Source organism: Gammaproteobacteria bacterium, from assembly GCA_029881255.1.
Classification (GTDB): Bacteria; Pseudomonadota; Gammaproteobacteria; order S012-40; family S012-40; genus JAOUMY01.
The window spans coordinates 65,190-90,677 of sequence record JAOUMY010000012.1 but is presented as its reverse complement, the minus strand read 5'-3'; the positions used below and the strand labels follow the sequence as shown (position 1 = coordinate 90,677).

Here is a 25,488-nt window from a genome sequence, read left to right as displayed (position 1 = left end):
TGAACATGAGCAATCAACAATACCAACACTGGAAAATTGAAAACGACGACCAGGGTATACTGTGGCTGCATATTGATCAGGCAGGCGCATCCACGAATGTACTCTGTGTTCCGGTACTAGAAGAACTTGAGCAAATACTTCTTGATGCTCAGAAATCTTCGCATAAGCCTTTAGGTATCGTCTTTGTATCAGACAAACCAAACGGCTTCATCGCTGGTGCAGATATCAAAGAATTTCTGAAAATCGAAAACAATGATCAAGCTGTCGCGCACATTCGTCGCGGCCAGGCCATTATGGACATGATCGAAAACATGAAGATGCCAACCGTCGCGTTGATTCATGGTTTCTGTATGGGTGGTGGCCTGGAACTGGCTCTGGCATGTAAATATCGCATTGCAGATGACGGCCCGAAGACCAAGCTTGGCCTGCCGGAAATCCAACTTGGAATCCATCCCGGCTTTGGCGGAACGGTCCGTTTACCTCATATCATCGGCGCGCCTGCGGCGATGGATATGATGCTTACCGGTAAAGCTATCCCGGCCAAGAAGGCCGCTAAGATGGGCTTTGTTGATTTCGCCGTACCGACACGTCAATTAAAGTCTGCGGCACGTCAGGTCATTTTGGAGCGCACCAAGAAGCGTCCACTTTCGACTCTGCAGAAGTTGACCAATAACAGTCTGGTGCGCCCGATACTCGCCAACATGATGCGCAAGCAGGTGGCAAAAAAGGCGCGTAAGGAACACTACCCTGCTCCATACGCCTTGATCGATTTATGGGCACGCTTCGCCGACAACCGCAAACGCATGATGGAGGAAGAGGCAAAATCTGTCGCCCGTTTGGTAATTGGTGAAACGGCACAAAGCCTGATCCGTGTTTTCTTCCTGCGTGAAAACCTTAAAGGTCTTGGCAAATCGAGCAAAGCATTTGAGAAAGCCAAACACGTGCATGTAATTGGTGCCGGCGTTATGGGTGGCGACATCGCCGCCTGGTGTGCCTTCCGTGGATTGCAGGTGACCTTGCAGGATCGTAACCCCGCTACCCTGGCCAAGGCTATGGCTCGCGCTAATGGTCTATTTGAAAAGAAATATCGTGGTGACCGTCTCGCAGTCATCGCTGCCCGGGATCGTCTGACGCCAGACATAAAGGGTCTGGGCGTTCCGAAGGCTGATGTCATCATTGAAGCCATTGTTGAAAACATCGAGGCCAAACAGACGCTGTTCCGCGAACTGGAACCGCGTATGAAGTCCGATGCGCTATTGACCACAAACACCTCCAGTATTCCACTGGAAGTCCTCAGCGAAGCCCTGGAGCGTCCTGAGCGTTTGGTAGGCCTGCACTTCTTCAATCCGGTTGCGATGATGCCGTTGATCGAAATCGTGGAATCTAAGGTAACGGACAAAGATGTCGCTGCACGTACCGCTGCATTTGCAGTTCAAATCGATCGTCTGCCTTTGCCGGTCAAGAGTGGCCCAGGCTTCCTGGTCAATCGTGTATTGATGCCTTACATGTTAGAAGCGGTCAAAATGAAGGAAGAAGGCATGAATCCGGAATTGATCGACAAGGCAGCACTACAGTTCGGCATGCCCATGGGTCCGCTTCGTTTGGCTGATACCGTAGGTCTGGATATTTGTCTGCACGTCGCAGAGATCCTGTCCAAAGACCTGGATGTTGAGGTACCTCAGAGCCTCAAGCGTATGGTGGAAAAAGGCCAGCTCGGCGTGAAATCAGGCTCAGGTTTCTATCATTACAAGAACGGTAAAAAGGTTGATGGCAAGAGCAAAATCGAAGGTCGCCCTGCACCGGAGATGATCGAGCGCATGATGGCGCGCATGCTTAACGAGTGTGTTGCATGTCTGCGTGAAGGTGTCGTGGCCGATACGGATCAGCTTGATGCGGGTGTTATCTTTGGTACTGGCTTTGCGCCATTCCGCGGTGGTCCTCTGCACTATGCTAAGCACCATGGCATCAAAGAGTATAAGGACAATCTAAACCGTCTGGAAAAGCGCCATGGCGGTATGTTCAAGCCTGACGATGGCTGGGATGATCTGGCGCCTACAGCCTAAATCTCGGCTTTCCAAAGATATGAAAAACGGCGCTTTATGCGCCGTTTTTCTTTTAAACATTCTCTCCTGCGTATCCGATACGAGTTTAATACACGAAACTCCGGATATCTGTTTTGCAACAACGACTGCATTTGCCGCTCTTTTACAGCCTGGTAATGACAATTACCTTGGCTGCGGTAATGTATCCTGTTCCCGGATTCAATTCCCTCGCACTATGGTTCAATGATTTAAAATTGAAAACGCAGTATCAACTCGCCCCGTCAGCGATTGATGAACGTATTATCGTGGTTGAAGTCGACGAACCGAGCATTAACCAAATCGGGCGCTGGCCTTGGGATCGTTCCGTATTCGCAAAATTAATCGACGGTCTGAGAGAAGCATCGGTTGTTGGTCTGGATATGGTGTTTTCAGAAGCGTCAAACCGAGACCAGGACCAGGCCCTCGCAGATTCGATACGTCAGGCGAACAATGTTGTGCTAGGCTATTTCTTCCAGGATGCGTCTACCCAGAAAGTCTCACAAATCGAAGACGCCTCTTTGGATGAGTGCAGTCTATACAATGTCGAATTGGTTTCTGAAACGGTTTCCCTGCCCGAGTTTCCTCACGCTGAATCCAATATCGCTACCATTCACAACAGCGCCATCAGCTGCGGCTATTTTTCGATACATCCGGATAGCGATGGCTTATATCGTCGATATCTTCTCACGGCGGTACATAAGGGTTTGGTGTTACCGTCATTTGCACTGCAGATGTTACGATTTTATCAAAACGCAGAACCGGAGCTGGTGATAGGCAAGGAAACAGATTTTCTTCTAACGACAGCGAATCAACAGTTCTCCAACTACCGTATGCGTTTGTCTTTCGCATCGGGTATCCAGCGTATTTCTGCGTCGAAAATTGTTAGTGGTGAGGTTCCAGCGAATACGTTCAAAGACAAGCTAGTGATTGTTGGTGTAACGGAAACCGGTCTGTTTGATATGCGCCCTACTCCGGTTGATGCGGCTATGCCAGGTGTCTACATACATGCAGCGGCGCTCAATGATTTACTGAATGGCTCTGAACTTAAGAATAACACGACGCTGGAGTTTGTACTCCTGGGATTAGTAATTTTGGTATGCCTACTAGCCTATCGAATGCGCCGCCTGGAAATTCGCGTACCGTGTTACGTACTAGCGGTGGGTGTAATCTTAGCTCTATCCTATTCACTCGTTCTAAATAAGATCTGGATACAGGAATTACAAATACTTTTTGCGCTTGTACTTCTGAGTAGCTTTAACGAAATCAGTCTGTTTAGAAAGGCCAACCGCAACGCAGAGTACCTCAAGAGCGCCTTCTCAGCCTATGTTTCCGATCAGCTTGTCAAACAAATCATCAAAGACCCGGATGCACTAACTCTCGGTGGAAAAGAGAAAACTATTAGCGTGCTATTTTCTGATATTCGAAACTTTACATCGCTCTCTGAGACCCTATCTCCCTCCGAATTAATCGCTGTACTCAATGAGTTTTTCGACCCCTTGACCCAAGTCGCCCTCTCCCACGATGGCATGTTGGACAAATATATCGGCGACGCAATGATGGTCATCTACAACGCCCCCGTCGATGTCGACAATCATGCGCATAAAGCATGTATCAGCGCTTTGGAAATGGTTTCATTGACCGGCACGTTAAATGAGAAAATTGCACACCGAGTGTCCACACGCATTGAGATAGGTATCGGAGTTAACACAGGTAATGCAGTGGTCGGCAACGTTGGTTCTAGTAAGCGATTCTCGTATACTGCATTGGGCGATAGCGTTAACACGGCTTCTCGTTTGGAAGGTCTGACTAAACAATATGGTGTAAAGATTATCTTGAGTGAACATACCTTTAATGAACTACGAGACACTGAGTTGTTTTTCCTTCGACATTTAGATCGCGTGCGAGTCAAAGGTAAGAAAGAGGCGATTAACATCTATGAGCTTGATTGGCAGGAGTCTCGTTCCGATACCTTAAAAGTGCGCTACGAAGCAGCACTGGGTCGGTATTTTTCCGGGGAATTCAAAGAAGCTCAGGGATTGTTTGCTGATCTATCCAAAGAATTTCAAGATAGGGCGTCACAGGTGCTGGCAGACAGGTGTAAAGTATTATGCTTGCAGCCTCCACCGCGCTGGGATGGCGCGGCGGCTTTAGAAAAATAGCTGATTCTTTGACCTAAAAATTCAGCAGATCAAATTTATTCTCAAGTTCTTTGCTGACGTCGGCCTCTTCCAGGTCCTCACCGGAAATGGAAATCATTTTCCCAGCTTTGACATCTATGGATTTCACAAAGCCGACAAACTCTCGCTGTTGCTCGGCCTTGAACTGCTCAAAACCGTCCTGCATCTGCTTCTTGAACGCGGCGAATTCATCCATCACCTTGCGTTTGTATTGTTTGAACTCGCCCTTGATAGATTCAACACTGACCGTCCCCTCACGGGTATAAACGGACAGATTTTTATCATCGGCCGCTACGACAAACTGTGTTCCCTTGACGCCAATTACCGCGGTTTTGGTCTTAATCTGAAAACCTGACAAACCACCACGTTTTTTAATATCCACGACTACGGTACCACTATCAACATCAATGGCGTTTTGCAGGCGAAATATGGCACTCGACTGTTCATCAATCGCTACCTTGGAGCCATCAATCAGGATGACACCGGCGCTAGCCTGATGTTTAGTACGAATCATGTCGCCCACTTCGACTTGTCTACCGGTACCTGTAATCGGTTCTCCTCGCGGCTGAGACCCGGGATGATAGAAAGCATTGCCTTCGATAGCGGCGATTTTGCCTGCTTCCTCGGCAAGCAAACATTGCGGCGCCAATAAAGCTAGAAATATAAGTGAAATTGATAGTCGCATGATCGGTCTCTCGGCTAGTCGGCGTTTATAGAGCAAATTAGATACCGGCAGAGTACTATCGATTGAATTGGTAAAGACTTGTTGGTGTATGTAGTGCCTAGGTTCCCGCCCTGAGATTGGTTGAAAAAGCAGGTTTTGATTTACGTGACGGCCGCAGAGCTTACAGGGGTGAGTTTCGGTATTCCCGAAACGAACGGGCACACACGGACGTGTGCCCTGGACTTTTTAGCGAAGCAGGAAGCGCAGCTAAAAAGTATTCACAGCGTGTTTTGCGACGAACCGTCCAACGATGCCCGACGTGGCCACATAAATCAAACGCATCCACCCACACCAACAACACTGCAACACCCACGGCACAAAATAATTAAAAAAAAAGGCCGGGAAAACCCAGCCTTCTTTTTGAACTAATTATTTAAACAATCAAGCTTCAACAGCCTTCATGCTCAAACGGATACGGCCTTGTTTGTCAATTTCCAGAACCTTGACCTTGACCATATCGCCTTCCTTCAGCTTGTCGGTAACATTCTCGACGCGCTCATCGGAAATCTGGGAAATATGGACAAGCCCATCTTTGCCTGGCAGAACATTAACGAAAGCACCGAAGTCCATTATCTTGCTAACCTTACCTTCGTAAACCATACCGACTTCAACGTCAGCAGTCAGCTCGATAACGCGCTTCTTGGCGGCTTCGCCGGCAGCCATATCAACCGACGCGATCTTAACAACACCGTCGTCAGTAATATCGATAGAAGTACCAGTCTCTTCAGTAATCGCACGGATAGTCGCGCCACCCTTACCGATAACATCACGTATGCGATCAGGATTGATCTTGATCGTGATGTAACGTGGGGCGTATTCTGACATTTCTTCACGTGGCTTATTGATCACCTCGTTCATCTTTTCAAGGATGTACATACGACCATTGCGTGCCTTTTCCAGTGCGACTTCCATGATCTCCTTGGTGATACCGTCGATCTTGATATCCATCTGCAGCGCAGTAATACCTGAAGTCGAACCGGCAACTTTAAAGTCCATGTCACCCAAGTGATCTTCGTCACCCAGGATATCAGTCAAAACGGCAAAGCCATTGGCTTCTTTGATCAGACCCATCGCGATACCCGCGACAGGCGCCTTCAAAGGAACACCAGCGTCCATCAATGAAAGACTCGCGCCACACACAGAGGCCATAGAGCTTGATCCATTGGATTCAGTGATCTCAGATACAACACGGATACTGTATGGGAAATCTTTAACGCTTGGCATCATTGCCGCAACACCACGCTTGGCCAGACGACCATGACCGATTTCACGACGCTTAGGAGAACCCACCATACCGGTTTCACCAACACAATATGGAGGAAAGTTGTAGTGCAGCATGAAAGGCTCGCGGTACTCGCCTTCGATTGCATCGATAACCTGTGCGTCACGCTCAGTACCCAAAGTCGTTACAACGATAGCCTGAGTCTCACCACGCGTGAACAAAGCAGAACCATGAGTGCGTGGTAGAACGCCTGTACGTATCGTAATCTGACGAACCGTGTCAGTGTCGCGACCATCGATACGAGGATTACCCGCGATGATAGAGCCGCGTACAATCTTCTTTTCAAGATCGCTGACCGCATTGCCGACGTCCATTGCTGACCAGCCTTCCTGGCCTTCTTTGGCGGTCAGCTTTTCAACAACTTCTCCTCGGATCACACCCAAGGTATCACCACGCGTCTGCTTTTCCTGAATCTTATAGGCTTCAGTAATGCGCGCTTCTGCTGCAGTTGCAACCGCATCCGCGAGACTGTTGTCTTTTTCAGGTGCCTGCCAATCCCAGGAAGGATTGTTGACTTCAGCAGCAAATTCATTAATCGCCTTGATTGCCGCTTGCATCTGATCGTGTCCAAACACGACTGCACCCAACATGACTTCTTCGGAAAGCTCTTTCGCCTCAGACTCAACCATAAGAACCGCATTTTCAGTACCGGCAACGACCAGGTCCAGAGCAGATTCGGCTGTTTCTGAAATCGTCGGGTTCAAGATGTATTCGCCATTCTTGTAACCAACACGTGCTGCACCGATAGGGCCCATGAAAGGCATACCGGAGATCGCCAGTGCTGCTGATGTACCCAACATAGAAGCAATATCTGGATCGATATTACTGTCTACAGACACAACTGTCGCAATGACCTGAACTTCGTTCTTGAAACCTTTAGGAAACAGCGGACGAATAGGACGGTCAATCAGACGAGAGGTCAGTGTTTCTTTCTCGCTTGGACGACCTTCGCGCTTAAAAAAACCGCCGGGTATTTTACCGGCGGCATATGCACGTTCTTGATAGTTTACTGTCAGTGGAAAAAAGTCTCGCCCTTCATCGGCTGACTTTTTGCCTACTGCAGTGACGAGTACCGTGGTGTCACCAACGCTGGCGAATACCGCCGCTGATGCCTGTCGCGCCACCTCACCAGTTTCCAGCTTGACTGTGTGTGCGCCATATTGAAAGCTTTTGCTTATCCGAGTCACATTGAGTTCCTTCGTTTTGAGAAGTGAATTTACTTACGCAGTCCAAGACGTCCAATCAGCGTTCTGTAACGCTCCAGATCTTTGTTCTTGAGATAGCTAAGAAGCTTGCGACGAGCATTGACCATTTTCAACAAACCCTGGCGTGAATGATGGTCATGAATGTGTTGTTTGAAATGACCTGAAAGGTCATCGATTCTTGCAGAAAGTAGAGCAATCTGAACTTCAGGTGAACCTGTGTCCGATGCGCTGGTTTGATAGTCTTTGATTACTTTGTCTTTGTCAGCTGCTGTTAAAGCCATTTTAAATCTCCTAATGGGAAACCGTTAATATTCCGCACTTTTATCTCAAGTCAGGCAACTTTTATCAGTCGCTTTGGTGCGACTCTGCCATCATCGAGGATACAACCCACGCCAAGGAAATTGTCATCTCCTTCATACAATCGCACCAGACCTTGTGTCGGTGCTTTTGGTACGAGGACCGCCTGCCCTTGTCGCAGATAATATGCGGCATCCTCAGAGAGGTTGACTCCGGGCCAATCCGCAATTGCCGTCTCGGACGGGAGCAACATCTCATCTATTCCTGTCAAACCAGATCCAGCCAGGGTTTCCTCCAGCCTCTCCAGTGTAACGGAATTCTCTATGTCGAAATCCCCGACCTGCGTACGCCGCAGCAGGGTTACATGCGCGCATGTGCCCAAGGCGTGCGCAATGTCTTCGACCAATGTTCTTATGTATGTACCCTTGGAACATTTAACGTCCAAGGTAATGCTATTCTCACTCGTTGCAAGCAGGTTAAGCTCGTAAATCACGATCTCTCGGCTTTTGCGTTCAACGGAAATACCTTGTCTTGCAAGTTTATATAAAGGCTGACCATTCTGTTTGATCGCCGAGTGCATAGGTGGTATTTGTTCCTGTTTGCCAAGAAAACCACTCAAAACACTCTTCAGGCCATCCTGATCGAACTCAGGTATATCGGCAGTTTCTACCACCTCGCCTTCGATATCACCGGTAGTGGTCTTAACACCCAGGCGTGCTTCCACCTGGTAGCGTTTATCAGCATCCAATAGATAGTGACTAAATTTTGTAGCTTCACCGATACATATCGGTAGCAAACCACTGGCAATCGGATCCAGGCTTCCTGTGTGCCCCGCCTTATTGGCCTTATACAGGTATTTCACCTTTTGCAGGGCCGCATTAGACGTGATACCGGTTGGCTTGTCCAGTAGAAATACGCCGCTGATATCACGACCTTTTGCTTTTCTTCTACCCATACCAGACTACTTAAAACCTATTCTGACGTTTCATCGTCTTTCGTGTCAGCCGCTACAGCTTTATCGATTAACGAAGACATATGTTGTCCCTGGATATAGGACAGATCGAATTTAAAATGCAGCTGAGGGATACTGCGCATATGGACTCGTTTGCCCAATTCGTGGCGCATAAAACCGCTCGCTTTTTGCAATCCTTTTATCGTTTCAGGTGGTTCCTTATCCTGACCAAGAACAGTGTAGAAAATGTTGGCGTGAGCTAAATCGCGAGATACCTCCACGCCTGAAATGGTAACCCATCCCACGCGCGGGTCTTTCAACTCATTATGTATGATTTCCGCAAGTTCCTTTTGTATCTGTTCTTCTATCCGTCGAGTACGACTAAATTCTCTTGCCATTACAGTTGTCGCGCCACCTGTGTACGTTCATACACCTCAATCTGGTCTCCGACCTTGACGTCGTTGTAATTTTTAACACCGATTCCGCACTCGTAACCGGATTTAACTTCAGCAGTATCGTCTTTGAAGCGACGCAGAGATTCCAGCTCACCTTCGTAGATAACAACATTTTCACGCAGGACACGAATAGGATTGCTGCGTTTCACTGTACCGTCGACAACCATACAACCCGCGATTGCGCCAAACTTGGGAGATCGGAACACATCGCGAACTTCCGCCAAACCGATGATTTCCTCTTTGAATTCCGGCGCCAACATGCCTGTCATGGCCTGTTTGACTTCTTCGATGGCATCATAGATTACGCTGTAGTAATGAAGATCAAGGCCTTCGTCTTCGATAATGCGACGTGCAGCGGAATCTGCGCGAACATTGAAGCCGATGATAATGCCACGAGAAGCGTGTGCAAGGTTCGCATCAGACTCATTAATTCCGCCCACACCCGAAGCAATAATTTTCACTCGGACTTCGCTGGTAGACAGCTTGGTCAAGGCGTCACTTAGCGCCTCAAGAGAACCCTGTACATCCGTCTTCAACAGAATATTGACTGTTGCGACTTCACCTTCCGCCATTTGCGAGAAAAGGTTTTCAAGTTTAGTTGCCTGCTGCTTGGCCAGCTTGATTTCACGGTATTTGCCCTGTCTGAAATTAGCGATTTCACGAGCCTTGCGCTCATCATCTACCACCCCGACCTCTTCACCGGCAGTTGGCGCAGCCGACAAACCAAGAATTTCGACAGGCATGGATGGACCCGCCTTTTCTATCTGCTCTCCGGCTTCGTTCAGCATCGCACGTACGCGTCCGAACTCGTGGCCAGCAACCACGATGTCACCCCGACGCAAAGTTCCACGCTGCACCAGTATGGTTGCTACAGGACCACGTCCCTTATCCAGGCGTGATTCTACAACCACACCTTTGGCTCGACCATCGGCCACCGCCTTCAGTTCCAGCACTTCAGCCTGCAACAAGACGGAATCCAACAACGTATCGACACCCTCTCCTGTCTTGGCTGAAACATGCACGAATTGTGTATCTCCGCCCCAGTCTTCCGGAATAACATCTTCCTGAGCCAACTCACTACGGACACGGTCCGGATCGGCATCAGGTTTATCTATCTTATTAACCGCAACAACCAGGGGTACACCCGCAGCTTTCGCATGCTGGACAGCCTCCTTAGTTTGCGGCATAACACCATCGTCTGCGGCAACTACCAGAATTACGATATCCGTCACCTGAGCACCGCGGGCACGCATAGCGGTAAACGCCGAGTGTCCAGGTGTGTCAAGAAAGGTAATCGTGCCCTTTTCCGTGTCTACGTGGTATGCACCAATATGCTGTGTGATACCGCCAGCTTCCCCAGAAGCTACTTTGGTACGACGAATATAGTCGAGCAATGAGGTCTTACCATGGTCGACATGACCCATAACGGTAATAACAGGTGGACGCGATACGAGTTCGCCTTGCGCCTCGTCAAATACAAGATTGTCTTCTACAGAATACTCAACATGGGCTACCGGCTTGTGTCCCATTTCTTCAACCACCAGTATCGCAGTATCCTGATCGATAATTTGATTTATCGTGGCCATGACATTAAATGACCTCATCATGATCTTGATAACTTCAGTTGCCTTAACCGACATCTTTTGGGCTAAGTCTGCAACAGTAATCGACTCAGGAACGGGAATTTCCTTTACAACTGGGCCTGTAGGTTTTTCGAATGCATGGACATTGGTCTTTTCCTTGGCCTTACCTTTGCGTCGTCTGCCTCTCGCCGCACCACCAAAGTCAGAATCATCACCATCGCCGACAAAAAAATCATCGTCACGTGAACGCGCACGACGTTTTTTCCCTTTGCCAGCACGCTCTTCTCTCGAGTCGTCTTTTGGCGAAGCCTTTTTGTGTTTCTTATCCTTTGCGGTTTTTTTCTCTTTATCTGTCTCAACGGCTGCGGCTGCGGCTGCGACTGCCACGACGGGCTCAATTACTGGTTCAACGACCGCAGGTGCCTCAACGGCAGCCGCTTGTGGAGTTTCTTCTACACGGTTGGATTCCTCCCGTCGTAGCTCCTCTTCTTTCCGCTGGCGATCTTCGAGTTCAAGTTGCTCGGCCTGGCGTTTTTGAATCTCCTTCGCTTTTTCTAAGATATCGTTTTCAACAGTCGGTTGAACTTCACTACGTTTGATGTAAGTACGCTTCTTTCGTACTTCCACGCTTATCGTGCGGCTCGAACCGGCGCTACTACCTCGACCACCGGGGCCACGTCCGCCGCTAGTTGGCTGCTTAAGCTCACTGACTGTCTTACGTTTCAGAGTAATCTTTTTAGGGCTGTCGCCTTTCCTTTCATCGACGCCCTGGCGTTTTTGGAGATACGCCAGCAGTTGCATTTTTTCATTTTCAGTGATCGATTCGTCCGCGCTTTTCTCAGACAAACCTGCCTCACCCAGTTGCGCAAGCAGACGGTCAACAGGAATGCCCACTGTTTCCGCGAACTGTTTTACTGTAACTTCCGACATCAACTCTAGCTCCCGCCTTTAATTCTCGAGGACAACTATTCAGCCTGGTCCGCAAACCAAGGCTCACGCGCCTTCATGATAAGATCACCAGCAAGCTTCTCTTCTATACCTAAAATTTCCACGACTTCATCTACGGATTGCTCCGCGAGATCATCCATTGTGCACACACCCGCGCTCGCCAGTTTATTGGCAAATTCTGTTGTAATGCCTTCCATGTCTAACAGGTCTTGTGCAGGACCTTCACCAGACTGATCTTCCTGCACAATGGCCTTTGCAATGATCACATCACGCGCACGTTGGCGCAGCTCTTCAACGATGTCCTCGTCAAAATCTTCAATCTCAAGCATTTCCTGAACGGGAACATAGGCTACTTCCTCGATACTGGTATAACCTTCTTCAACCAGTATGGTGGCAATATCCTCATCGACATCAAGCTGAGATATGAACAGATCACGTATATCATTAGTCTCTTTGGCACTTTTTTCTTCGGCATCCGCCACGGTCATGACGTTTAATTCCCAACCGGTCAACTCGCTCGCCAGACGTACGTTTTGCCCGCTACGGCCAATTGCCTGGGACAATTGTTCCTCTTCTACCGCAACGTCCATACTACCTGCATCTTCATCAACGACTATCGATACTACCTCTGCCGGCGCCATAGCGTTGACAACAAATTGTGCAGGATTTTCGTCGTAAATCACTATATCAACTCGCTCACCAGCCAGCTCGTTTGACACGGCCTGAACACGTGAACCACGCATACCGACGCAAGCGCCAACTGGATCGATGCGTGGATCATTTGCACGAACCGCTATCTTTGCACGTTGACCTGCATCACGGGCTGCGCTGATTACATCTATCAAACCTTCGCCGATCTCAGGCACTTCAAGTTTGAACAATTCAATGATTAATTCTGGAGCGACACGGGAGATGAACAGCTGTGGCCCCCTGGCATCTGGACGAACTTCCTGCAGATACCCACGAATTCGATCACCCGGACGCATACTCTCACGGGGAATCATGTGTTCACGTAGGATGACGGCCTCGGCATTATTGCCCAAGTCCACGTAAATATTACCTTTTTCAACGCGTTTGACGATACCGCTAACGAGATGTCCTTCTTTATCACGAAAGGCATCAACAATCTGGGCACGCTCCGCTTCACGAACCTTTTGGACAATTACCTGCTTGGCTGTCTGAGCCGCTATACGACCAAATTCAACAGACTCAATTTTTTCTTCAATATAATCGCCGGGTTGAAGCGACGGATCTATATTCTGAGCAGCCGCTAATAGTTTTTGTCGCAAGGGTGATTCAAAACTTGGGTCTTCATCGTCCACAACCAGCCAACGTCTATAGGTTTCATAGTCACCACTTACCCGATCGATCTCGACCCGGCAATCGATGTCTTCCCCATGACGTTTACGCGTTGCTGTCGCTAATGCGCTTTCAATAGCCTGGAAAATTATCTCTTTTTCCACGCCTTTTTCATGGGATACGGCATCTACGACTAATAAAATTTCCTTGCTCATCTACACAGCCTCCACGGCCAAAAAACTAAAATTGTGGAACTAAATTCGCTTTTTCAATTTCGTCGAGCGACAGAGTAATGCAATTATTTTCTTCCAGCTCAATGACGACACCATCCCCGCTGGTACTCCTGATCACGCCAGACAATTTTCTTCTGCCATCCTTTGCTTGTTTTAAGCGTACGGCGCACTTTTCACCCACAAAGCGTTCAAAATGCGCCATTTTGAACAAGGGCCTATCCAAGCCTGGCGAAGACACTTCCAGGCTGTACTCACCACGAATTGGATCCTCTACGTCAAGCACACCGCTGACCTGACGGCTCACCCGTTCGCAATCCTCGATGTTTATGCCATCGATTTTGTCGATGAATAGCCGTAGCACGGAATGCCGACCCTGCGACACGTGCTCAACACCCAACAACTCATAGCCCATGCCATCGATTGTTGGTGCCAGTAAATTCTCCAGTGCTATGCTACGCGCCAATTATTCTGAACCTGAAAAATAAAAAATGGGCCAGCGGCCCACTCTAAAAACTCTTATATCAAAGACCGCTAAGCTTTTGATATCCAAAGGCAAACTACAAAGAACCTTGCCTCACCAAGCTAGCGATTCTAAAAATTACGCGAATTCTAAAGCAAAAGTCTTGTTAATTCAATATGTAACCAGGAAAAATCCACTCTCGGTTTCTGTGCCCATTCTGGCACACCTACCACCATAATATGTTTTTCAGCAAAGATCGCTAAAATCCCCCTCCATTTCACGCTTTTAAATGCAAAATCAATAGTTTAATTCGTGTTTAAGGTCTTACAAATAGACTATCCAGCAGAATTCTGTATCACTTGTTTTTGATGCTGGAATATAACTCGTGGGGAGTTTGGTAGATGTATTTGTTAGAGGTTGTCTTTCATTCTGTTGCACGCTTGACGTTCGTCGGCCTGCTTGCACTCGTAATAGGTGCTTGCGCCGAACCGCCAACTAGTGGTGGTGGCGGTCGTGGTAGCGGCAAATTCAGTCAAACCAAATTTGAGGATGCAGACCAGGAACGCGGAGCACGCCTCTATGACAATTGGTGGAAAGAAAAAGGCGAAGCCCCGCCCAAAGAAGAAGTCTTTGAACTTTGGGAAAAACGCACTTCTGAAGAAGTACAACAAATAGACAAATCTTCATTTCGTTGTGTGACCTGCCACGGATGGGATTACAAAGGATTTGAAGGTGCCGCATCTCAATTCAACGACCCAGAGTCATACACAGGCTTCCCCGGCTTATTGCAGCTCGCCACTGACCCCGAATCTGGTATGCCGCGCGAAGCGGAGGAAGTTTTCAACTTCATTAAATCTGGTGAGGCTCTACACTACGACAACACTCCACATGAATTTAAAGAACTGAATAACAAAGATCTTCACGACTTAACGCGTTTCGTTATAGACGTTGGATTTAAAACAATGGGCAGCCCATTGGCTGGAGGTAACTCTCAACAAGGCCAAACCAAGTTCCTGATGCCCAATCCAACAACACAGCGCTCATGTATTGACGCCGATTGCCATAGCACCCCTGATATGCGCCAGCGTATCATTAGCAAAGCTGAAGAAGATCCAGAGTTTTTTCTGCACAAGGTTCGCTTTGGCCAGCCTGGCGGCCCCATGCCCGGCGGAGTCGACATACTCGACGCACGAGATATCTTGGCGTACTTAAAAAATGGCGCGTCAGAAGAACCACAAACGGGAAATTTCAGCGAAGTAAAACTACAAGCAGCAAGTCTGTCCAATGGTGGTTTGCTCTACGATAAATGGTGGGATGCTTCTGTAAAAACCACTGCAGCACCAGAAGGCACGCATCCACTTTGGCCCACAGAGACGAATACTAAGGTCACTGGCTCACGCACTTGGCGTTGTAAACAGTGTCATGGTTGGGATTATCGCGGCAAAGACGGCGCCTACAAAGATGGTCTCAATTTCTCTGACATTAAAGGTGTAATCGGTACGACTAATACCCCTACACTCTTCTCAAATGCGGGAGAAGTCTATAACTATATTTCAACCAATGTTGATCATGCCTTCAATCAGCTATTTGATGAAGCTGAGTACTATGATTTGACCTTGTTTATCATGACGATGCGTGAAGAGGCATCTCAAGGCGCCGGTCACTATCAATTTATTGATGACGCCAAAAAGACGGTACTTAAAGATCGTTCAAATCCTGAAGAGGGAAATGCGCTGTACCACGGCAATGCAAAATGTTCTTTGTGTCACGGATTGGATGGAAAACAGATTGACTTCGGAAACAATGAATTTCTGGGTGAAGTAGCGGCTGATAACCCATGGGAGTTTGTGCACAAAACGCGCTTTGGTGCAAAAAATGAGTCTGGTAATAGCATGCCGGGTTTAGTCGACAACATTCAAGACCCAACCTTGCGAGAATCGAAGGCAGCTATCGACATACTTGCCTATGTACAGGAAAACTTTGTTTCATCTATGCCTAAAGCAGGCCGTCTATACGACAATTGGATAGTTGAAGCCGATGCTGTAGGGGTACCAAACACGACGCATCCGATTTGGGAAGCCAGCGGCAATACCGTTAAAACCGGAGAAACAACCTGGCGTTGTAAATCATGTCATGGCTGGGATTACCTGGGTAAAAATGGTGCATATGCGACAGGTGAATATCAAACCAATATAAAAGGCGTACTCGGCAGTGTTCTCGATCCAACAACAATGTTTAACTTTATTAAAAATGGTGACGCCAGTTGGCCTGAACACGCCTTTGGTGCGTATCTTGATGACGGAAGCATTCAGCAGTTAGTCGAATTTATTACCGCGCTAGATGGCAGCGGAGTAAGAACATTTGAGAACGAACGTCCGTTCGCCAATGCTGAAAATGGCAGACTTGTTTATGAAGAACCATCACCGGGCAATTGCATAACCTGCCACGGCGCAGACGGCAAACTACAAGCGGCACCGATAGACGAAATCGCAAGAAACAACGAACCGGAATTTTTACACAAGGTACGTTTCGGACATCCTGGTAGCTTGATGATTCCTACGGCCGGCGGATTCGAAGGATTGTCACCAAAGGACGCTGTAGATGTTATGGCATTCGTACAGACAATGAGTGGCGGATCTGAAACCGGAACCGGAAGTTATGAAACCGCTAGTTTGGTACGCGGCGGAAGACTCTTCGACAAATGGTGGGAAGAAAAAGCAGCGTCTGGCGGAGAATCCACACCACCATCTGTCACCAATCCGTTGTGGGATCGTCGGAACCCTGGTGTAGCTGACCTGCCAGCCTTCAAAAAGGCCTCAGATTCCTGGCGTTGTATATCCTGTCATTCGTGGGACTATCAAGGCATTGGATTCGCTGGTGGAACTCCGTCTGCAACTGGTCCTGACAATTTGCTATACCAAATCAATTTGCAGAAGTCACAGCTCACAACTCAGGCGCTTCAAGATTTCTTGTTCCTCTGGATAAAGGAAGGCGCAAATAGCGATCTACATGCTTTTAGCGCAAAGAATACGCTGCTGCATACATCGTTGTCTGATCGAGACATCTGGGATTTGGTTAAGTTTTTGTTAGAAGGTATGGTCGATACTAATACCTATATCTCCCAGGTCTTTAAAACGGTTAAAGGCGCTTATCGTGATCTGCCAACTGGCGAAGGTTTATATTTCGGCTCCATCGATTCAGCAATAAACTGCGCCTCGTGTCACGGTGACGATGGTATGGGTATCATAGGCACTGCTACTTATGGGGTGGACATCTTTTCACTCGCAGCAGAAAACCCATGGGAATTCCTGCATAAAGTACGGTTTGGTCAACCAAATGCTCCAATGCCGGCCTTTCTTGATCCAAGTAAGAATCACTCAACGATTCACGGTGTTAACGTTCTTGATTACGCGCAGACACAATTCAAAAAGCGCTAAGTACTAATAAAAATTATGTATGATCAAGAGGATGTATGTCCTCTTGATCATACGTTAAAAATGGCGGAAACTTCTCGAACGTGGGCCTGGGGCGCGAATTCTATGAACAACAATCAAGCGGATTCCTATGCACATTGGATACATGTGCTTAATGCATTTGAAGATCCCCTCTATATTCTCGACTTAGATGAACGCATTCAATGCGGCAACAGTGCATTTTATAACCTCATAAAAATGCCACCGCACATAGCCATTGGCAAAAAAATAACAACTATTATGCATCCGGAGGGCGAAGATTCTCCGTGCCCAGTCTGCGCGGCACGTGCGCGTCATGAAGACACCTATATCGTGATGGAAGCCAATCACCCTAACAATGCGCGTGGTACTCCCTTCGAAGTTATGATACGCACTATTAAAGACTTCGAGGGAAATCCCATAGGAACATTAATGGGAAACCGTGACTTGACGCGAACACGCAAGGTAGAAGGTGAACTGCAACGCCTAAACGAACATATCAGTCTATTGATGGATTCTACCGGCGAAGGAATTTTTGGCATTGATACGCAACTTAGATGCACCTTCGTAAATCGTGCAGCCGCGGAAATGTTAGGTTATGAACGGGACGAATTGCTTGGAAAAAACATGTTCGATCTTGTTCATCACTCTTATGAAGATCAACGAGCCTATCCGAAAGAACAATGTCTTTTTTTTCAAACGACGATAGACGGTTCGTCACATTGGTCAGATGACGATGTTTTGTGGGATAAGGACAATAACTGTTTTCCAGTTCAGTATCGCTCTAACCCCATCATGGTAAAGAAAGCCATATCTGGCGCCGTTGTAGTTTTTCGCAACGTCAGCGCAACGCGTGCCATGGTACAGCAAATGGAATATCTCGCCCATCATGACTATCTGACCGGTCTGTACAATCGGATGGAATTCGAGCAACGCTTGTCAAAATTGATAAGAGATACCCATCGAAGTGGTCAAACTCATGTATTAAGCTATATAGATCTTGATCAGTTCAAGATTGTTAATGATACCTGTGGCCACGTTGCCGGTGATGCCTTGCTAAAACAACTTAGCAGTGTATTACATCGCTCTATGAGAAAAACAGATACGCTTGCGCGTCTAGGTGGCGACGAATTTGGTGTGTTATACACCGATATCACTCTTGATGACGCACTTGTACAACTTGACCGTCTATTTAATATCATAAAAGATTTTCGTTTTACCACTGAAGAAAAAGTGTTCTCTATTGGAATGAGTGTTGGTGTAGTTCAAATCGACAACACTTCTACCTCTCTGGCGCAAGTTCTTTCAGCGGCCGACTCAGCGTGCTACCTGGCGAAGGAAGGAGGACGCAACCGAATTCACGTTTATCAGGTAGATGATCAGGCGCAAGTCAAGCGGTATAGGGAATTTCAATGGGTGACGCGACTCAAGCAAGCGTTGGAAAACAAAAACATTCAACTACACTGTCAACGTATAATTCCAGCCGGTAGCCGAGACGATAACATGAGTGCCGTGGAAGTTTTAATGCGCATTGATGACCAACAAGGACAGGTTGTTCCCGGTGCCTTTATCAGTGTTGCAGAACGTTATGATTTAATGCCATTACTGGATAGAACTGTCATTGAATTAATGTTCAGCTGGCTGGAAAAGAATAAAAATCGACTGCGCATGGATAAAATCGAATTTTTTACAATCAATATCTCTGCCAATTCCATATGCCAAAAATCGTTTCTGGAGTTCTTGGTTCAACATGTGCGCAACTGTAGTATAGAAGCTGAAAAGTTTTGTTTTGAGCTGACTGAAACAGCGGCTATTAGTAATCTATCCAGCGCTCTGCATTTTATGACCGAACTGAAACAGCTGGGCTGTCGTTTCGCATTAGATGATTTTGGTAGCGGTATGTCTTCTTTTGGATACCTGAAAAGTTTGCCCGTGGATTATGTAAAGATCGATGGACACTTCGTACGCGATATCACTAAAGACCCAGTCGACAAGGAAATGGTAAATGCTATTAACCAAATAGGTCACGTCATGGGATTAAAAACTATTGCCGAATTTGTGGAAACAGAGGAAATCGCACAAACACTAACAGCCATGGGGATAGACTATTTACAAGGCTATTCGATTGGACACCCAAAATCTCTCGACGAATGCTTGTTGCAGGAATCGTAGTTTCGATTCCAGATTCAAACTCATCTGTTTCTAGTCATCTGCAGAAATTTTCGGTATTCGACCGGCCTGTTCCAATTCTTCAATAAGGCCAAAATCTGCCGGATCCGCGAGCTTATCAACGTAAAGTATTCCTTCAAGATGATCAAATTCGTGCATAAATACTCTGGCATGAAATCCTTCAGCATCTCGTGTCAACAACTTCCCTCTCCCATCAACTCCGTGATAGCGAATTTTTCTTGGCCTGTTTACACGCCCACGCATACCGGGAACACTTAAACACCCTTCCCAGGCAGACTCAAGATTGTAATCAAGAACTTCATAGTCGGGATTAAACAACACCGTCAGGGGGACGGGCGGCGCGTCTGGGTAGCGCGGATTATGCTCAATACCGAATACTATGACTCTTTTTAGTTGGCCAATTTGTGGCGCAGCCAGCCCCGCGCCGCTGGCATGTCGCATGCTGTGCAACATATCTTCAAGCAATTGCTGACTCTCATGAGAACTTGGATCATCAACAGGGCGTGATTTTTGCCTCAGTAATGGATTGCCAATGCGTAGTATTTTTTGCGTTGTCATAGAATATTGGATACCTAAATGAATAAATTCGCCATGCCCGTGTACATATTCTACAATAGGCAGCCATCCGAATTTGATAGGATAAGCTAGTGATTTTTAGTCGTAAACTCCTCAATTTCGTCATCATCCTGACATGCATTTATTGCAGTACTGCATATGCGCAGGACGAGAGATGGTACGAAGTTGAAGTATTGATCTTTTCCCAAGTCACACCTGAGGCCTATGCGTCGGAAAAATGGCCTATCGATTTACAACCGAACCTTCCCGTCGATTCGATTGGTCTGACAAAAGGAATTGCCAATCAAAGTGGTATTGGCGCTTCCGATAGACAGCAAGTGCCCGTGGCCTTTGAAGACATCGCTATGGAACAATACCAATTTCAGAAGATCCGCGAAAAATTTTCTTCTACTGATGGCTTTCAGATGCTGCTTCATAAGGCCTGGCGTCAACCCGTGTATCAAGGCCAAAACGGGACCCCGGTACTAATTGATGACGAGGACTCTGACAATGCCTATCAGGAGCTTGGCGGCGCTGCAATGGCAACCCCTGTAGACGATTCCGCAGTTGAAATGGTTGCCATCGATAATTTGTCTGTGACCAATAATGAACCGGAAAATTCGGCAGAAACGACAGCTGTTGATCCGTTAACTGGCGAACCTTTAGTCTCAGAAGAAAACCTGGGTTTTGCGTTACAACAGCCTATTGGACCTGAGGAATTGCGTGTTTACGGCACTGTTACATTGAAGTGGACGCGGTTCCTACACCTTGGAATCGATATGTACTTTCGCACAAAGAAACCGGAAGAACCTATGAGTGCAGTCGCCGCAGTTGCTGCTTTTCCAATGGAAAATTCAACAACTGAAACAATTGCCGCAGCTGAGAAGAAAACTGTTACCAACCCATTTCTTTCCAGCCTGGAACTTGAACCTGTCGATTTTCGTTTGAGCGAATCACAACGTATCAAGACCAAGAAGATTTACTACTTCGATCACCCCTTGTTCGGGGTGATCGCTATGGTTACACCTGTCGACTTACCAGAAATTGAAGAATTTGCAAAAAACCGTTGATCGGAAATCACCGAACTACGATTTACAAAGCATTCGCCTTAATGACGCCGGCAATGATATTTTTTACATTCTCAATGCCTGATGATAGGTTTTCCTGAATCTTATCCATAGTTAGTGGTTCATTACCGCGACCGGCAGCAGCGTTCGCAACAACCGCAATCGTTGCATATTCCAAATCTAACTCACGGGCCAATGCCGCTTCGGGCATCCCGGTCATGCCCACAATATCGCACCCATCTCGCTCAAGGCGATTAATTTCTGCCGTTGTTTCGAGTCGTGGCCCTTGTGTCGCCGCGTAAGTACCTTTTTCAAAAATAGCTATACCCATTTCCTTACACGCATTGATAATTATGTCCCGCAGTCGAGGACTATAGGGTTCCGTAAAATCGATATGGGTGACCTGATTCAATCCTTCCTCAAAATACGTTGTAATTCTTGACCAGGTGTAATCGATAATTTGATCCGGCACCATGATACTTTTTGGAACCAGGTCGTTGCGTATACCGCCCACTGCTGCGACAGCAATAATATTGGTCGCCCCAGCTTCCTTTAATGCCCAAATATTTGCACGGTAGTTTACTTTATGTGGGGGTATAGTGTGACCATAACCGTGACGAGGCAAGAACATAACTTCACGACCTGCCAGGTTTCCGATACTCAACGGCGCAGAAGGCTCGCCATATGGGGTTTGCATGATCTGGCGGCTAACTATCTCCAGATTTTCCAATGTAGTTAAACCCGTCCCGCCTATAATTGCTAAATTACTCATCGTCTCTATGTGCCGCCATTATTACGGGTATGTTTCGTAAATACCCTTTGTAATCCATACCGAACCCGAATACATAACGATCGGGTACACTCATCGCAGTAAAATCTGCCTTTTTCAAACCCGTATTTCTATCATGCTCTTTTTGTACCAGCACAGCTGAATATACAGAGCTTGCGCCTTCCTCGCGGCAAAAATTCAATATTGCCTCAAGCGTATGTCCTTCATCCAGAATATCGTCAATAACTAAGATATTTCTGTTCACAAGCGGCTTTCGTGGACTGGCAATCCACTTCAATTTTTGACCCTGAGTTTCAAGACCGTAGCGAGTGGCGTGAATGTAATCCACTTCCAGTGGAAAATCCATACGCAGTAAAATCTCAGATGCCGTCATTAGCCCGCCTGTCATGACGCATAATACAAGAGGGTCACTTTCGCTCAAGGTTTGACTAATGTCTTTCGCGATCAAATCCAGTGCGAGATTGATTTCGTCTCGCGAATAAATCAATTCGGCGCGCTGATAGACACTCCACGCTTGTTCGGCATTAGTCCCCATTTTTATGATTCTCTCGTTAACAAACAAAAATCGAAGTATACCGAAGTCGTCAGACTTAGTGTACTGTCAGACATAGACAATAAAAAAACCCCGTTTGCCTTTGTGTGCAAACGGGGTCTGGATTTCTAATTCTAACTTAGTAGGTGAAGGTCACCGTATCGTCGTCCATGGCTTCACTGATAACATAGGCGCCACCAACGGTCTCTTCAACCTCTGGAATCAAATCGTCACCCCAAAGGTCCAGCGTCGGAGTACAGACCTTGAATACCGCTCCGGCTTCATGGGCATCTTTGATGAACTCATAAACACTCTTCGGGCTACCTTCCTGTACATAAAGGTTTTCCGCTACACCCTTTTTCGCTAATTCGCCTGCCCGACCGGTTAAAATGACCTCTACTTCAAACTCCATCGCCGCTGCGACAGTAGCCTGGAAAAAAGGCGCACCTAGTTCCGACGGATTACTAGGGTCCGTGTTTACCATAATAATCAACAGCTTATCAGCCATTTATCTTCTCCAGTTTAAATTAAATTCGGGCAGCCTGCGCAATCTTCACACGCTCACTATGAGCCCGCATCATATGCCAATATTCTAATATTGACTAGAACCAATTCTTGTTCTTTAGCGGAAATCATGCCTCGGAGCTTTAGTCATCATACCTTTTCTCTTTCTATGGTATTTAACCCTAATGGAGCACTTTCTGATGTATTTATCGTCGTTGTAGGGAACGCAATGTCGGCGCCATGACTGCAGATGACCTCATAAATTTTCAGCAACACATCTTGTTTGATTTCATGAAACTTTACCCAATTCGTTGTTTTGGTGAATGTATAGACGAAAAAGTCCAATGACGACGCACCATAATCGTTAAAATTCACAATCATTGTCTGCGTGGTGTCTATTTCATCATGGGCAAGCAGCATTGCTTTAATATCATCAATAATTGTTTGCATTTTTGACGCATCTTCGTAGCGGATACCGATGGTTTCATATATGCGTCGATGGGTCATGCGCGATGGATTCTCAACCGTTATGTTGGCGAATATGGAATTCGGGATATAGATAGGACGTTTGTCAAAGGTGCGCACCGTGGTCAATCGCCAGCCTATGTTCTCTACGGTGCCCTCGATCTCACGATCAGGCGAACGTATCCAATCGCCTGTGGCGAAAGGTCGATCGAGATATATCATGAGTCCGCCGAAGAAATTAGCTAATAAATCCTTAGCCGCGAAACCTACCGCAATTCCCCCTATTCCACCGAATGCCATTACCCCTGAGACGCTAAATCCCATGGTCTGCAATACCACCAGCGTCGCTGTAATAATAATGGATATACGTAACAGCTTGGTGATTGCATCGGCAGTGGTTGGATCGATTTTTCTGCCGCGACGTTCTGCCAGTGCGAGAATATTACTTTCGACTTTGTTGGTGAATCGTACTAAAAACCAGGATAGACAGCCGATAACGCCCACATCTCGAGCAGTGGAAAAGGCTGTAAATATCTCAGCCCCGGTAGCGGTCTGAACAATATGGGCAGCAAAAGCCAGCCCAATAATCCAGATTAATAACGTAAGCGGTGGGCCCAGGGCAACAACAAAGGCATCATCCCAGCTGTTTTGCGTCTTTTCCAATTGAACGCGCAAACGTCGTAAAAAGCGTCGTTGAAAAAAATTAAAAAACAGTACTGCAACTATGACCAAAAAGACTTGAAGCAGCCAGTCCTGGCTTAGACTCAGGAAGGCAAAACTCTCCTGAAGATATCGATTAATATCCATGAAATACGCTGACTCCCCGACTACATATACGACTCCGCAATCGCCACGGCATCTTGCCATTTGTCAGAGGTTTTGAGATCAATTTCGTTGGTTATTTTCTTGGCAAACATGCCTTCCAGACGTTCTATCGATAGCCTCTCAGTTTGCCAATTGAAATGTTCCAGCACCTCAATTGCCCCTGCGCGATTGTTGCAGACGAGAATCATATCACATCCCGCCTTCATCGCCGCCTCTGCTCGATCAGTAAAGCTACCCGCCATTCCGGCAGCAGCCATATTCAAATCGTCACTGAAAACGACGCCGTTAAAGTGTAACTGCTCGCGCAAGATCTGTTTAATCCACACCGAGGAGAATCCTGCAGGCATTTTGTCTATTTGATCGTAAATCACATGGGCCGGCATAACGGCGTCGAGCAAATTGCTTTCATTCAGACGTCGGAACGGTATAACGTCATTATTCATGATTTCCTTCAGAGACCGGCCGTCAACTGGCAGTTCAAGGTGGGAATCTTCCTTCACCGCCCCATGACCAGGGAAGTGTTTGCCGGTACTACTCATCCCGGCGTCTGCCATGCCTTTAACGTATGATGATGCCAATTTACCGATTATCTCTGGATCAGAGTGAAACGCACGATTACCGATAACATCACAAAGCCGATAATCCACATCCAGCACTGGTGCGAAACTGAAATCTATCTGTACCGCAATTAACTCAGCAGCCATCAACCACCCCAAGGCGTGGGCGTCACTCATCGCCTTCTGAGGATTCTTATCGTAGGTTTCACCGAGGACAGCGCAAGGTGGTAGTCGTGTAAAACCTTCTCGAAATCTTTGGACTCTCCCGCCTTCATGATCAACGCATACCAGAATATTGCGTATTTTCTTGATCTCCCGGGTTAGCTGGTGAATTTGCTGCCGACTCTCAAAATTTCGAGTAAAGAATATAAGTCCACCAACCATCGGATGCGCGATCATCTCTTTTTCTTCCGCGCTCAACGAGGTACCTTCCAGGTCGATCATTACTGGCCCAAGTGTCATTTTGTTTTCCTTCCTGTTTTTTACGCGCCTATTTCATCATGTAACACTACCGTATGAAAAGCCTATCGAACCTAATTTTGGTGTCATGTTTGTCTCAACGGTGGACAATTCGTCTAGGATGAACCCAAGTAGGGTCATTTTCTCCTGCTCAGTGGCTTTGGGAATGCTTGAAAAACGAGCAATTGCGGAATCCAGCAGGTGCGATAAGGAGAATGTACGGATGTAAGAACTATCACCAATGTGTTGGCGCATGAATCGGCCAAAAGACAGTTTTTTGGGTGTGGGCCTAGAGGGAAACGATCCTCCAACCACTGTCACCAAGCGACTGGTGAGGGCTAGCCCGGCGATTCCCAGACAACCGAGCGATCCAGCTTTACGCCTTACAACAGAAGA

General features: G+C 47.1%; 20 protein-coding genes. 6 read left to right on the top strand and 14 right to left on the bottom strand.

Going from position 1 to position 25,488, the window contains the following annotated elements; all coding sequences use genetic code 11:
• Positions 1-5: 5 nt before the first annotated feature.
• Together OEZ43_18155 and OEZ43_18150 are read left to right on the top strand one after the other, a co-directional pair.
• A complete protein-coding gene (locus tag OEZ43_18155) occupies positions 6-2,063 on the top strand; it encodes a 3-hydroxyacyl-CoA dehydrogenase NAD-binding domain-containing protein (GenBank protein MDH5547508.1) in 2,058 nt (685 codons plus the stop codon).
• Between the two features lie 113 nt (positions 2,064-2,176).
• Positions 2,177-4,240, top strand: coding sequence for an adenylate/guanylate cyclase domain-containing protein (locus tag OEZ43_18150; GenBank protein ID MDH5547507.1), 2,064 nt, complete (start codon positions 2,177-2,179; stop codon positions 4,238-4,240).
• Between the two features lie 13 nt (positions 4,241-4,253).
• On the opposite strand, the gene OEZ43_18145 is transcribed toward OEZ43_18150, so the two are convergent.
• Entirely contained in the window at positions 4,254-4,943 is a 690-nt protein-coding gene (locus OEZ43_18145; GenBank protein MDH5547506.1) for a FecR family protein, read from the bottom strand.
• Positions 4,944-5,063: 120 nt separating this feature from the next.
• Between OEZ43_18145 and OEZ43_18140 the strand changes: the two genes are divergently transcribed.
• A complete protein-coding gene (locus OEZ43_18140) occupies positions 5,064-5,351 on the top strand; it encodes a hypothetical protein (protein MDH5547505.1) in 288 nt (95 codons plus the stop codon).
• Positions 5,352-5,363: 12 nt separating this feature from the next.
• Here the strand turns inward: OEZ43_18140 and pnp are convergent, their stop codons facing one another.
• From pnp to rimP, 7 genes are read right to left on the bottom strand one after another with little or no spacing between them, the layout of a single operon-like run.
• Positions 5,364-7,451 carry a polyribonucleotide nucleotidyltransferase gene (pnp, locus tag OEZ43_18135; GenBank protein ID MDH5547504.1) on the bottom strand — a complete coding sequence of 696 codons (2,088 nt, stop codon included), beginning with the start codon at positions 7,449-7,451 and terminating at the stop codon, positions 5,364-5,366.
• A gap of 29 nt (positions 7,452-7,480) precedes the next feature.
• The gene (rpsO, locus tag OEZ43_18130; GenBank protein MDH5547503.1) at positions 7,481-7,750 is read right to left on the bottom strand and encodes a 30S ribosomal protein S15; all 270 of its coding nucleotides are present in this window, start codon (positions 7,748-7,750) and stop codon (positions 7,481-7,483) included.
• 50 nt (positions 7,751-7,800) lie between these two features.
• Entirely contained in the window at positions 7,801-8,721 is a 921-nt protein-coding gene (gene truB / locus OEZ43_18125; GenBank protein ID MDH5547502.1) for a tRNA pseudouridine(55) synthase TruB, read from the bottom strand.
• Positions 8,722-8,738: 17 nt separating this feature from the next.
• Complete coding sequence (gene rbfA, locus OEZ43_18120; GenBank protein ID MDH5547501.1) at positions 8,739-9,116, bottom strand: 30S ribosome-binding factor RbfA; 378 nt, start codon at positions 9,114-9,116, stop codon at positions 8,739-8,741.
• Entirely contained in the window at positions 9,116-11,686 is a 2,571-nt protein-coding gene (gene infB / locus OEZ43_18115; protein MDH5547500.1) for a translation initiation factor IF-2, read from the bottom strand. The genes rbfA and infB overlap by 1 nt, the downstream gene beginning before the upstream one ends.
• Before the next feature lie 35 nt (positions 11,687-11,721).
• The gene (gene nusA / locus OEZ43_18110) at positions 11,722-13,218 is read right to left on the bottom strand and encodes a transcription termination factor NusA (GenBank protein MDH5547499.1); all 1,497 of its coding nucleotides are present in this window, start codon (positions 13,216-13,218) and stop codon (positions 11,722-11,724) included.
• Between the two features lie 25 nt (positions 13,219-13,243).
• Positions 13,244-13,699, bottom strand: coding sequence for a ribosome maturation factor RimP (gene rimP / locus OEZ43_18105; GenBank protein ID MDH5547498.1), 456 nt, complete (start codon positions 13,697-13,699; stop codon positions 13,244-13,246).
• A gap of 398 nt (positions 13,700-14,097) precedes the next feature.
• Between rimP and OEZ43_18100 the strand changes: the two genes are divergently transcribed.
• Together OEZ43_18100 and OEZ43_18095 are read left to right on the top strand one after the other, a co-directional pair.
• Positions 14,098-17,133 (top strand): c-type cytochrome, encoded by a 3,036-nt coding sequence (locus tag OEZ43_18100; protein ID MDH5547497.1) that lies wholly within the window; start codon positions 14,098-14,100, stop codon positions 17,131-17,133.
• A gap of 102 nt (positions 17,134-17,235) precedes the next feature.
• Positions 17,236-19,320 (top strand): EAL domain-containing protein, encoded by a 2,085-nt coding sequence (locus tag OEZ43_18095; GenBank protein ID MDH5547496.1) that lies wholly within the window; start codon positions 17,236-17,238, stop codon positions 19,318-19,320.
• Between the two features lie 30 nt (positions 19,321-19,350).
• Here the strand turns inward: OEZ43_18095 and def are convergent, their stop codons facing one another.
• Positions 19,351-19,896: a peptide deformylase gene (gene def, locus OEZ43_18090; protein ID MDH5547495.1), complete on the bottom strand. Its 546-nt coding sequence runs from the start codon at positions 19,894-19,896 to the stop codon at positions 19,351-19,353.
• An 89-nt stretch (positions 19,897-19,985) separates the two neighbouring features.
• Between def and OEZ43_18085 the strand changes: the two genes are divergently transcribed.
• On the top strand, positions 19,986-20,963 hold the full coding sequence (locus OEZ43_18085; protein ID MDH5547494.1) for a peptidoglycan binding protein CsiV: 978 nt from the start codon (positions 19,986-19,988) through the stop codon (positions 20,961-20,963).
• A 22-nt stretch (positions 20,964-20,985) separates the two neighbouring features.
• On the opposite strand, the gene OEZ43_18080 is transcribed toward OEZ43_18085, so the two are convergent.
• The 5 genes from OEZ43_18080 to nagZ form a co-directional block, all read right to left on the bottom strand.
• Positions 20,986-21,732, bottom strand: a complete 747-nt coding sequence (locus OEZ43_18080; GenBank protein ID MDH5547493.1) for an S-methyl-5'-thioinosine phosphorylase — start codon at positions 21,730-21,732, stop codon at positions 20,986-20,988.
• The gene (locus OEZ43_18075) at positions 21,725-22,285 is read right to left on the bottom strand and encodes a hypoxanthine-guanine phosphoribosyltransferase (GenBank protein ID MDH5547492.1); all 561 of its coding nucleotides are present in this window, start codon (positions 22,283-22,285) and stop codon (positions 21,725-21,727) included. Before OEZ43_18075 ends, OEZ43_18080 begins: the two co-directional genes overlap by 8 nt.
• Before the next feature lie 136 nt (positions 22,286-22,421).
• On the bottom strand, positions 22,422-22,790 hold the full coding sequence (locus OEZ43_18070; GenBank protein ID MDH5547491.1) for a DsrE family protein: 369 nt from the start codon (positions 22,788-22,790) through the stop codon (positions 22,422-22,424).
• 146 nt (positions 22,791-22,936) lie between these two features.
• Positions 22,937-24,058: a mechanosensitive ion channel family protein gene (locus OEZ43_18065; GenBank protein MDH5547490.1), complete on the bottom strand. Its 1,122-nt coding sequence runs from the start codon at positions 24,056-24,058 to the stop codon at positions 22,937-22,939.
• Between the two features lie 20 nt (positions 24,059-24,078).
• Entirely contained in the window at positions 24,079-25,095 is a 1,017-nt protein-coding gene (nagZ, locus tag OEZ43_18060) for a beta-N-acetylhexosaminidase (GenBank protein ID MDH5547489.1), read from the bottom strand.
• Positions 25,096-25,488 lie beyond the last annotated feature (393 nt).